This is a genomic window from Mesorhizobium sp. Root157, from assembly GCF_001427385.1.
In the GTDB taxonomy this organism is placed as follows: Bacteria; Pseudomonadota; Alphaproteobacteria; order Rhizobiales; family Rhizobiaceae; genus Mesorhizobium.
Genome location: NZ_LMGJ01000023.1, coordinates 315,999 through 325,473 on the forward strand (window position 1 = coordinate 315,999; position 9,475 = coordinate 325,473).

Annotated in this window: 9 protein-coding genes; 6 read left to right on the forward strand and 3 right to left on the reverse strand. The window is 61.0% G+C overall.

Translation table 11 applies throughout. The features are described from left to right. The first annotated feature begins 124 nt into the window (after positions 1-124). On the forward strand, positions 125-622 hold the full coding sequence (locus tag ASD64_RS13915) for a helix-turn-helix domain-containing protein (protein WP_156460145.1): 498 nt from the start codon (positions 125-127) through the stop codon (positions 620-622). Positions 623-1,356: 734 nt separating this feature from the next. Here the strand turns inward: ASD64_RS13915 and ASD64_RS13920 are convergent. Further along, positions 1,357-1,620: a helix-turn-helix domain-containing protein gene (locus ASD64_RS13920; protein ID WP_056105918.1), complete on the reverse strand. Its 264-nt coding sequence runs from the start codon at positions 1,618-1,620 to the stop codon at positions 1,357-1,359. A 202-nt stretch (positions 1,621-1,822) separates the two neighbouring features. Here ASD64_RS13920 and ASD64_RS13925 point away from each other — a divergent pair, with 202 nt between their 5' ends. The 5 genes from ASD64_RS13925 to ASD64_RS13945 all read left to right on the forward strand — a co-directional run bounded on the left by ASD64_RS13925 (position 1,823) and on the right by ASD64_RS13945 (position 6,896). Beyond that, complete coding sequence (locus ASD64_RS13925) at positions 1,823-2,164, forward strand: DUF6634 family protein (protein ID WP_156460146.1); 342 nt, start codon at positions 1,823-1,825, stop codon at positions 2,162-2,164. Between the two features lie 9 nt (positions 2,165-2,173). Continuing rightward, the gene (locus ASD64_RS13930; RefSeq protein WP_056105921.1) at positions 2,174-3,703 is read left to right on the forward strand and encodes an AAA family ATPase; all 1,530 of its coding nucleotides are present in this window, start codon (positions 2,174-2,176) and stop codon (positions 3,701-3,703) included. A 42-nt stretch (positions 3,704-3,745) separates the two neighbouring features. Continuing rightward, a complete protein-coding gene (locus ASD64_RS13935; protein ID WP_082549991.1) occupies positions 3,746-5,656 on the forward strand; it encodes an AAA family ATPase in 1,911 nt (636 codons plus the stop codon). Next, on the forward strand, positions 5,653-6,438 hold the full coding sequence (locus ASD64_RS13940) for a hypothetical protein (protein WP_056105925.1): 786 nt from the start codon (positions 5,653-5,655) through the stop codon (positions 6,436-6,438). The genes ASD64_RS13935 and ASD64_RS13940 overlap by 4 nt, the downstream gene beginning before the upstream one ends. Before the next feature lie 155 nt (positions 6,439-6,593). Further along, positions 6,594-6,896, forward strand: coding sequence for a metallophosphoesterase (locus ASD64_RS13945; RefSeq protein WP_056105927.1), 303 nt, complete (start codon positions 6,594-6,596; stop codon positions 6,894-6,896). 150 nt (positions 6,897-7,046) lie between these two features. Here the strand turns inward: ASD64_RS13945 and istB are convergent, their stop codons facing one another. Together istB and istA are read right to left on the reverse strand one after the other, a co-directional pair. Continuing rightward, positions 7,047-7,841, reverse strand: coding sequence for an IS21-like element helper ATPase IstB (istB, locus tag ASD64_RS13950; RefSeq protein WP_056105999.1), 795 nt, complete (start codon positions 7,839-7,841; stop codon positions 7,047-7,049). Next, the gene (gene istA / locus ASD64_RS13955; RefSeq protein ID WP_056106002.1) at positions 7,831-9,363 is read right to left on the reverse strand and encodes an IS21 family transposase; all 1,533 of its coding nucleotides are present in this window, start codon (positions 9,361-9,363) and stop codon (positions 7,831-7,833) included. The genes istB and istA overlap by 11 nt, the downstream gene beginning before the upstream one ends. Between the last annotated feature and the right edge of the window lie 112 nt (positions 9,364-9,475).

Here is a 9,475-nt window from a genome sequence, read left to right on the forward strand (position 1 = left end):
GCATCCGCTTTTTGTTGGTTCGTGTGTGTGCAATTGTCGGCGGGTGTTACCGGCGACTTAGGTAGGGATAAGCATATTTGTGCTCATGCGCAAGCATTATTGTGCCTGTTGAGGAATGGCGGCGTTGAACGCGCCGGACACCATCGGCGGTCGCGCGGCGGGACTACGCTCCGAACTGCGCGAAACGCAGCAGGGCATGGCCGATAGGCTCGGCATATCTCTGCGAGCTTGGCAGAAGATCGAGCGAGATGAAGGCGTGCCAAGTGGCGAGACGTTGCTGCTCTTCAAAGCGGTCGACGTTAATCCTGGCTGGGTGCTGACAGGCCTCGGCCCTCGCATGATAGGTCAGCAGGAGCGGGAGGCCGCTTCGGTAGACCCTGACCTTCTGGAAAAACTCGCCCGGTTGGCGAAGTCGGTCCATCAGGAAATGGGCATGACGCTGCCCGGCGATCGCGCAACCAACGAAGCCGGCAACCTCTACAACGACCTGGTGGCCAAGGTATCGGACCTGTCGGACAAGGAGATGATCGAGGCGACGCTGCCGCAACTCCGCCTTGCGTTGATGCGACGACTTAAAGCAGCTGCTGCCGCGCCCGGTACCGGCAAACGCTCGGCCTCATGATCGTCAGTCGCGCTACGGTGCCAGTAGCCACCTAGGCGAAGCCCGTCTTCGGTCCGCACAGTGTACAGCGAAAATGTCGCAGCGCGATATGGATTGCCCTCTTTAGCCCTGACCCTGCCTATCTGTTTGATAATACGCATTATTCTCGCGCTTTAAGCGCAATCCATCTTAATGTGGGTTGCTCAATTGGATTTGCCGTGCCCTTGGCCACCAAACAGCGCCGGTCATCGCCTGATGCTTGCCGGCAGGAACCCACGTTTTAAGCGGTTCGAAGCGCTCTCAAAGCCCGTTCGATGGTTTTTGAAGGCCGGTTCGAAATCTCGCCGGGATTTTCTCTGCCGCCCGCGATGTGGCCGGTTCCAGCGGCTTCAGGTGCAAAAGCTCTTTGGCTCCGCCGCTCCGGTTGGTCCTGCTCAACCCCTTGGGTTTCCGGGGTTTCTCGCGCAGTCCCGGCTATTCCCGCCAATTCCCGGCCACTGCCATATCCGGTGCAAAACTACACGCGCCACAATTTGATTTGACGCAGGTGTAGTTAGAGTATGATATAACCCTCTGATTTGTAAAGAAATTTCCGTTTTCTCTTCTGCCGTATTTCGTGTCGAGCCTCAATTCCGCCATATAAAAGACCGGATCGCTGCCCGTTGCAAATCACTTGAATCAAAGTTCACATTCGCAATGTGGGCTATGCGCCTCGGACTTCGACTAGGCGGAATCAGTGCTGACATTCGCGATCGTTAGAACCTCAAACCTTTCTGATTTATAAGATCCCGCCGGACTCGCAGCCCGGGCCCGGACGTCCCGTCATCGGGAACGAACGTTACGCCAGCCTTTTCGAATGCATCCTGCAGGCGACGGCGTGATTCCAACGTGACCGTTTCGTCGTTGCGTTCGATGCGCAGGATGGTCCGCTGACCGACGCCGGAGAGCTTGGCGAGTTCTCGCTGGCCGATGTTCAGGGCGACACGCGCGGCCCGCAGAAGTTCGTTGGGGACATCCATGCCCCATTCCTAGCGCCTGCCCCGCCGGCACTCCAGATAGCACTTATGGCAATCCATAAGTGAATCTTTGAATGGCGTCGTGGACGCCTCAACCGACGTCATGGACGCCGATGACGCGACGCCGTATGTCTGTCCCGCTGATTCCAGCGAATCGCAAGGATCCGAATGCGCTGGATCCTTGGAGACAGACGGAGGCTTGCTGATGCTGCTGTTCAACCAGCACGATGAACCCGATGCCGGCTTCGTGCGCGAGATGGAGCGCCTCGCCGCGCTGGTCGCTGACGTGGAAGGCATTCACCGTGGCGTGCTGCCGGAGGCGATGGCCGGCGATGACGCCCCGATTCTCGACCGATGGATCCTTGCGCGGAGGGCGGTGCCTTGCCTCGCCGGCCTGTCGACGGGTCATCCTCGGCTTGCCGGCGAGAACCGACTGATCGGCACGTCTGACCTGTGGCTGCTTTCCAAGGACCACAGCTGGGCACGCACGCTGTCGCGCTGGTATCGGCTTGGCCGCCCCGCCGAGCGTTCCGGCCTGGATGCCTGAGCCGTGGCCATGAGTTCCCTGGATTCGCAGGATCGTCATTTCAGCCGGCGGCTGAAGGCAGCCGTCGAGGGGCTGCACCTGCCGAGCGAGGAGGAACTGCTGCGCGGCATGAGCTTCTTCCGGGGCGACCTCGGCGAGGATATCCGCGAATATGCCGAACGGCTGTGGCGACGGCTCAGGAATCGCGGTGATCTCGCGTTCGCATCGCTCGCCGCCGCCCTGGAGGAACTGACCGTCGAACAGAGCGATGACGGCGTGCGATCTCTGGTGAAGGCCCTCGATGGCGTGGAAGCGGTAAAGGGCGTCCCTATCGAGGCATGCCGGCTGCGGTGCCGATTCTATCTCGCCTCCTCCGGGGATTCGGATGCCGCCGCATCGATCGCAGGCGAAACAGCAGTCGTCGCGCTGCGGGACATTAATAACCGGGACGATCTCCGCCTGGCCGGGCGGGCGCTCAGTTGGGCCGTGATGGCGTGCTCGCTCGCCCAAGCCGCCAAGGTCGACAATCTTTACGCCTCGCGCCGATCGCTGTCGCGCATGCTGCAAGGCTACGAACGCGATTTCGAGGGGGCGATCAAGCGCGCGTCAAAGAGGACGGAGCCGGAGGAGCAGCCTCTTGTCATCGATGATCTGACGGAGGTCGTCGACAACGAAACGCTGGACGTAACCGATAGAGACGGGTCGATTCTCGTTTTCACCTCCGTCGGCAACGATGCCACGTCGGAAGGCAAGCGCGTCGTCAAGGAATTCGAGGCGTTCGTGCGGCGTCGCTTGCCGCTGCCCGGCACTCCCGACCTTGCCGCCGTGCGGACACGGCTGACGACGGAGTTCCCCTGGGCCATCTCGATTGCCGATGATCTACTGAAGAGGCTGGTCGGCAGGAAGCATGTGCGTTTGCGGCCAGTCATCCTGCTCGGGATCCCAGGATGCGGCAAAACCCGTTTCGCAAGGCGGCTGATCGAGGAACTCAGGCTTCCCTACGAACTCGTCTCCTGCGGTGGACTGAGCGACAGCGCGCTCGGCGGCACGGCGCGCCGATGGTCGTCGGGCGAGCCGAGCCTCGCCGTCATGGCCGTGCGTCGCCATGAATGTGCCGGACCCGCGATCATTCTAGACGAGATCGAGAAGGTGGGAACAAGCCGGCACAACGGCAACGTCCATGACGTGCTGGTCGGACTTCTGGAGAAGGAAACCTCCGCCCGCTGGTTCGACCCTTACCTCGAGTCGAACTGCGACCTGTCGCATCTCTCCTGGTTGATGACGGCAAACGAAGTCGAAAGCGTTCCGGCCGTCCTGCGCGACCGATGCCGCATCCTTCGCTTTCCAGAACCCGGCCTGGACGATCTGCCGTTCCTGGCAAGCCGCATCCTCGAAAGACTCTATCTCGAACAGGGCCATGACCCGCGCTGGGCGACGCCGCTCGAGGGATACGAGATCGAAGCCCTGGCCCGGGCCTGGACGGGTGGCTCGATCCGCAAGCTGGAACGCCTTGTCGAAACACTCGTGGAAACCCGTGAACGGCACCGGGAGCCGCAATGAGCGCGAAGCGCGCTGCACTCTCCAACGGAGAAAGGATCAGGGATGACAGCGACGTCGAATATAACGTACGAGTTGAACGATCGCCTCGCGCTGCACTTCGTGCGGCGGTTGCGCCGGGAGGCCGAGCGCCGTGCCGTCGATGCAGCCGTCGAGGCAGGCTTTCTGCGCGAAGAATTCGTCGACAGTGGTGGCCGCGTTCTCCATGTCTTTCATCGGGGAGAAGGACTTCCGGCCACTGCATCGGGAAAGCAGGCCGCCGCCATGCTGGCGCGCCGCAGGCGCAGGCTGGTTGACGAAACCAGCCATCCGGCCCCCAGCGACCTGTTCGTTGAAGAAGACCAGCCTCAGCCATCGACTTCGGCTTCCCAGAACGGGAACAGCGGCGGTCCAGTCTTGCTCGAGGGGAGCGCCTCGGCAACGGAGATCGTACGGGCCGTGCGGGCGGCCGCCGAACCGCCCAGGGCATCCGAGGTCGCATGCCTGCTGCTCGTCGCACAGGCGGTCACCAATGCAGAACGTTCCGAGACCCAGACACTTGGTATCCTGGGCCAGCAGCAGCCGATCGTTGCCATTCATTGCGGGACGCGGCATTTCGAGACGTGCTTCCTCGATCTCCTCGGACGCGGCCTGATCCTGCCGGGGGAAGTCACCCGCTGCAACGGCTACGATATCGATCGACGTAGAAGCTTCTACTTCCCGAACGCGCCCGCCGCAAAACGGCAGATCGTCAGTTTCGCCGGCAAGGATCGCGACCGGGACGACGACCATTGGCACGTTGCTCAAGCTGTGCAGGGTTCCTATCCAATCCTTCTCGTTTCGGAACGTGACAGGAAGGTCCCGGCAAAGCTCGCTGCCGCCGCCCAACTCAAGCTCGACTGCGGCACTCTCAACGCGGAGATCGTCAAGCGGACCATCCGGGCGGTGCTGGGCGAAATACCGACAGAAGAACTGGACGACATCGATTTCGGCAAGCTTGATCTCGCCGATCTGTCGATCGCCATCCGGCCGGGCGTGACGCCGTCCTCCGCAGCCGCGACCCTGCGCATTCTTGCTTCCGATCCCGATGGCGAACCGCCTGACGACAACGAAACCAAAGCTTCGGCAAAATCTGGGGATTCGAACAGCACCAGTTCCGGCTCAGGCTCGTCTGGGCGGCGTGGCAAGGATCATGTCTCCGGAAGCGAGATCGTCCAGCCGAAAGACATCTCCGGCGCCGACAGCGGTCGCTTCATCGAGCGCATTGAGACTTTCTCTGGCTGTGACGAAGCCCGCGACTGGGGGCTTTCCTTGAAAGAAGACCTGCCGCTATGGCAAGCGGGGGGCCTCCACTGGGAGGAGATGAGCACGAAACTGCTTCTTTCCGGCCCTCCGGGCACGGGCAAGACCATGTTCGCCCGCTCGCTCTGCAACTCGCTGCAGATCCCGATGTTCTCGACGTCGATGGCTACATGGCTCGAACCCGCCTATCTCGGCGATGTCGTGAAACGCATCAAGCGGGCCTTTGCGGAGGCCGTCACGCATCATCCGGCAATTCTCTTCATCGACGAGATCGACGGCATCGGCCGCCGCACCGATTTTACCCGGGATTATGCCGATTACTGGAACGCCCTGGTCAACTGCCTGCTCGAACTTCTCGACGGCGCGGCAAGGACCACCGGCGTGATCGTGGTCGGCGCCACCAACTATCCGGCGATCATAGACCCCGCGCTACTGCGATCAGGCAGGCTTTCGCCGCACTTGAAGATCTCGCCGCCCGATGTCGCGGCCCGAATGGGAATCCTTCGGCACCATCTGGGTGATGATCTCGACTCCATCATCGCCACCGCGCCGAAGCCGACAGCCCTCCAATCGGAGGACGATCTTCGCAGCTTTCTCCACACACTGCCCGACGCGGTGCTGCGAGACCTCGCCGCTAACGGAATAGAGGACATTGCCTGGAAGGGAACGCCATGATGCAGCCCGACATTGCTACATCCAACGGGGCCACATCCGACGCGCCCGCGATCGAACGCGTGCTTCGTTCCCTTGCCCGCAAGGCCGGCGGGATGACGGGCGCCGACATCAGTGAGGTCGTCCAGAACGCTAGGAGAATGGCCCGGCGACAGAAGCGGGCCGTCACCTATGACGACATCGAATCCTTGCTTACCGGGACGAAGCAGCCGCGTTCGATGCCTTTGCTTAATCGCATGGCCGTCCATGAGGCCGGGCATGCGATTGCCCGCCTTTATTTCCAGCTTGGCCCGATCATCGAGATCACCATCGAAGCGCGGGATGGCGGATACGTCCTTGGCGCGTTCAGCCAGGACGAGCAGACCGAGGAATTGCTCACCGTCTTCCTCATTGCACACTTGGCCGGCCGGGCAGCGGAAGAGGAAATCCTCGGTTCGGCAACGTCGAACTCCGGCGGCTCCGAGCAGAGCGATCTCGCCCTTGCCACCAGCCTCGCGCTCGACATGGAGACGGTGCTCGGATTCAGCCGCAAATGGCCGCTGCTCTACCGCAAGCCCACGAGCGGCGTGGCAATCCTTGGCACGGACCTGGAGCTCGCCCAACGCGTGCATGCCCGGCTCGCGAGCGCCCACAAGGCCGCGCGCGACATCGTTCGCAAGCAGAAGACGGCGCTTCAGTTCCTGGCGAACATCCTGCTGGCGGAGGAAACGCTGGAAGGGCCGGATCTGGACGCCGTTGTCGAACAGGTCAGGCACAAGATGGTCGACCTTCCGGCGCGACGATGACGCAGACAAAAGGATTCAGCCCGCAAAATCCCTTGTCAACAATTGCGCGAATCCTTCCTCGCGTTGCTCCGAGCCGTCCGGATACGGATCTCCGGCAAAGACAGGCCCGTCCATCACCGTCGCCCGCTCGATAGATCCCCAACTGGTTCGCTGATATGAAAATCTGGCTGCTCTCCGACCTCCATCTCGAATATGCAGACCTGCGTCAGCCGCTTGTCGTTCCCGACGCCGATGTCTGCGTCATGGCCGGGGACCTGTGTCGCGCTCCGGCCAACGGCGTGCATTGGCTCGCCACGCACATCGCGCATGCCATGCCCTGCGTCTATGTCGCCGGCAACCACGAGTTCTACAAAGGCTCGATCAAGGAAGGTATCGAAGACGGGAAGTCTGCGGCGGCGCAATTCCCCAATGCCCATTTCCTCGAAAACGACATCGTGTTGGTTTCCACGCGGAACTGAGCCGGTTTTTCCACCGAGAAGTGAGCCACCTCTGAGTATGGTTTTCTGATCAGGGTTTGGTCAAGGGATTGGCCTCTGTGTTGGTTTCCACGCGGAACTGAGCCGGTTTTTCCACCGAGAAGTGAGCCACCTCTGAGTATGGTTTTCTGATCAGGGTTTGGTCAAGGGATTGGCCTTTTCTCCTCTCTTCTGTGCTGCTGCAGCCGAGCTGGCCTTGAAGCGGAAGCTATCGTTGCCGGTTTCCAGGATATGGCAACGGTGGGTCAGGCGGTCGAGCAGCGCTGTCGTCATCTTGGCGTCGCCGAAGACGGTGGCCCACTCGCTGAAGCTGAGGTTGGTGGTGATCACGACGCTGGTCCGCTCATAGAGCTTGCTCAACAAGTGGAAGAGCAGCGCTCCTCCTGAGGCACTGAACGGCAGGTATCCCAACTCGTCCAGGATAAGCAGATCAAGGCGGACCAAGGTCTCTGCGATCTGCCCTGCTTTTCCTCTGGCCTTCTCCTGCTCAAGCGCGTTGACCAATTCGATGGTGGAGAAGAAGCGGACCTTTCGGCGATGATGCTCGATCGCCTGGATGCCGAGGGCCGTCGCCACGTGGGTTTTGCCTGTGCCCGGACCGCCGACAAGCACGATGTTTTGTGCTCCGTCGATAAACTCGCATCGGTGCAATTGGCGCACCGTCGCTTCGTTGATCTCGCTGGCGGCGAAGTCGTATCCGGAGATGTCCTTGTAGGCTGGGAAGCGGGCAGCCTTCATATGATAGGCGATTGAGCGGACCTCGCGTTCGGCCATTTCCGCTTTCAGCAACTGGGACAGGATCGGCACGGCCGCGTCAAAAGCCGGAGCACCTTGCTCGATCAGATCACTGACGGCTTGAGACATGCCATACATCTTCAGGCTCCGGAGCATGATGACGACGGCTGCGCTGGCAGGATCATGACGCATGGCGACCTCCAACGATCCGGACACGCAGACCGTCATAGCGTTCTACGTTGGCCTTGGGTTCAAGCAGCAAGGTCAGCGCCTGTGGCGTATCGATATCGGGACCATCGGTCGTCTTGCCGTCGATCAGCATGTGCAGAAGATTCAGCACATGCGTTTTGGTCGCCACGCCTTGATCCAAAGCCAGTTCCACAGCCCTGACGACGACCTGTTCGTCGTGATGAAGGACGAGGGCAAGGATGTCGGCCATTTCGCGGTCACCACCAGCGCGGCGAAGCATCTGGTCCTGCAGTTGTCGAAAGGCCAGCGGCAATTCCAGGAAGGGCGCACCATTGCGCAGGGCACCAGGTTTGCGCTGGATGACCGCAAGGTAGTGCCGCCAGTCGTAAATAGTCCTCGGCGGTTTGTCGTGGCTCCGCTCAATGATCCGCGGATGTTCGCATAGGATATTGCCCTCGGCCGCAATGACCAGTCGCTCGGGATAAATTCGCAGGCTGACGGGCCGGTTCGCAAACGATGCAGGCACGCTGTAACGATTACGCTCAAAGGTGATCAGGCATGTCGGCGAGACGCGCTTGCTCTGCTCGACGAAGCCGTCAAAAGCGCTTGGCAATGCCATCAATGCTGTCCGCTCATCAGCCCAGACATCTGCGATCGAACCGGACAAGATGCCATGCGCCGTCTCCTGCCACAGGTCCTGGCAATGCTGCTCCAGCCAATCATTCAACGCCGCCAGATTTGGAAAGTCTGGCATCTGTTGCCACAAGCGTGGCCGAGCATCCTGGACGTTCTTCTCGACCTGTCCCTTCTCCCAGCCTGCGGCGGGATTGCAGAACTCAGGCGCAAAGACGTAGTGGTTCGTCATTGCCTGGAAGCGGACATTGACCTGTCGCTCCTTGCCGCGACCCACGCGATCGACTGCTGTCTTCATATTGTCGTAGATGCCACGACCAGGTACGCCGCCGAACACACGAAAGCCGTGCCAGTGGGCGTCGAACAGCATCTCATGCGTCTGCAGCAGGTAGGCCCTGACCAGAAACGCGCGACTGTGCGATAGCTTGATATGTGCGACCTGAAGCTTCGTCCGCTCGCCGCCGATCACGGCATAGTCCTCACTCCAATCGAACTGGAATGCTTCGCCTGGGTGGAAAGACAGCGGAACGAATATGCCGCGGCCCGTCGTCTGCTGCTCACGTTGCCGATCAGCCCGCCAATCACGGGCGAACGCGGCGACCCGGCCATAGGAGCCCGTAAAGCCGAGCGACACCAGGTCCGCGTGAAGCTGCTTCAACGTTCGGCGTTGCTTGCGCGACCTCCCGGTCTCGGTCTTCAGCCAGGCCGCCAGTTTGTCGGCAAAGGGATCAAGCTTGCTCGGTCGTTCCGGTATCGTGAACGTCGGCACGATCGTACCAGCGTTCAAATACTTCGCGATCGTGTTGCGCGACAGCCCGGTGCGCCGGCTGATCTCGCGGATCGACTGCTTCTCTCGTAGCGCCATCCGACGGATGATGTTTAAAAGTCCCATGTGGATCACTCCGTTGCCCCCGCCACTCACCGCGTTGGGGGAAGGTTCACATGGCTCAATTCTCAATGGAAATTATGCGCCTAACCGGCTCAGTTCCGCGTGGAAACCAACA